At 51.5% G+C, this 1,758-nt stretch carries 2 protein-coding genes; both read right to left on the minus strand.

Features of this window, described 5'->3' with window-relative positions; all coding sequences use genetic code 11:
- Positions 1–1,256 (minus strand): DUF4331 domain-containing protein (locus AC4FIA_RS17395; protein ID WP_490366884.1); only part of this gene is annotated, 1,256 nt, incomplete at its 3' end.
- Between the two features lie 133 nt (positions 1,257–1,389).
- Positions 1,390–1,758 (minus strand): OsmC family protein (locus AC4FIA_RS17400; RefSeq protein WP_490366885.1); only part of this gene is annotated, 369 nt, incomplete at its 5' end.

Below are 1,758 nucleotides of genomic sequence, written 5' to 3' on the forward strand. Positions count from 1 at the left end.
GCCAGATCACCGGTAACCAGACCTAGTGGATTCTGATCAGCGGCTGCTGTCGCAGCAATGCCGGTATTCAGACGGACCATCTCTGAAGCGGTAACCGTCGACTGCTGGTTCACACCGGGGAAGCCTTCCAGGAACGCAGTAACGAGGTCTCCACGCGGGATATTGGTCGGTGCCGGAACAGAAAATAACCTCTCTAACAATGCTGGTAGAGTTGGGTGAGTCACGTAATCTAAGAACTGACCATCGTCTTTAGGCTCAGAGGCGTTAAAGGTGTCTTTATCTCCGAGACCGATGACAACCTCGTTCACCAGTGGCATACCCAGGCGTGATACCTGAGTCCAGGCACCGCCATTGACTTCTGGCTTAGTGAATGATGCTTCTGGATTAAGAATACGAGCCTGCTGCTGGCTGGCGCTGGTCCAGGCACCAATCACACCGTTACCAGACCCAGTGACACACGAGATCGGTACTTCCAGAGCAATAGAGGTGACATTTTTATCTGCCAGATCGTCGTTTGCATCGTCCTGTGCACTGCCATCACCATCCAGAGGGACGTAATTCACGAGGTCGAATGTTTTACCCAGATTCACGACGAATGGGTCTTTACGCTGGCCAACAAATACCTTACCGCCCGCGTCACATCCAGGGATAGCCAGGTCGTGTACAAAACCGCCTGCGTAAGCCTCATAGTCGGTAAAAGACTTCTCACCGATATTGTCGAGTGGTTTAGTAAAGGTCTCTTCACCAGAACCATCGGTCAGGCTGATTGCAGAACCAGTACGACGATCGCCGCTAACTTTTTTGATGCTGTAGGTTTCGTAGAAGTTGGCGCTGCCATCGATATCAACGTTGCCAGAGTTTTTCAGAGGAATGGCTACGCTTTTCTGATTCTCACCTTCGCCAATATTCAGAGTGATACCGCTTCCCATATTGCCCAACATCTGCTGGAAACGGAACTGGAAAGTAATGTCTTCAACGGCATCCCCATCATTATCGATGTGAATCTCGTACAGAGCGTTCGGGTCCATTGCGAAGTAATTCGGGCCGCCATAGGCGTCCTGCAGCGGGATATAGTTCGCAATGAGAGTCACGTAGTCTCCACGATTTTCTTCATAACTGCGGAACGCATAGAAGTCCGTGGAGTCGATGGCCGGCAGGCGGGTAACGTTCGGTGCTTCTCGGTGACTCGAAGCGCTTGCATTCATAGCTGTCAGCGCGGTAATCGCACCGAGCAGAAGTGTGGCGTGCGTTTTCATAACTGCTCCCGATATAAGGTTATACACAGAGTGTGCATAGACCTATACGGAGCAGCTCAGGAACTGGATGCGATTTTTTTCAAAAAAGTTCGTTTTTACCTCAGACCTACTCCTGTACCTACTACACGAACTTTTAATAAACAGGCTCGAGAACAACCTCTGAGAGCACCGAATTAGCGACGAAACAATGCTCATGCGCCTTACCATGCATGGCATCGATGGCTGCCTGATCCGGCACCTTATCACCACCAAACTGCACGCGTGGCCGGAGGATCAGGGTGGCAATATAGAATTTGCCATCTTCCCTTTGTGCCAGCACAGCTTCGGCATCATCGTGATATGACTCAACAATTAAGCGCTTTTTAGCCGCCAACGCGAGGAAGGTTTGCATATGGCAGCTCGACATTGCCGCCGCCAGCATCTGCTCCGGGTCAGCACCGAAATCATTACCAGCGCCGCCGGCGGGCAGGTGAACCTGCGACTTGAAAGCGATATCGTGTCG

It is taken from the genome of Thalassococcus sp. (assembly GCF_982780845.1).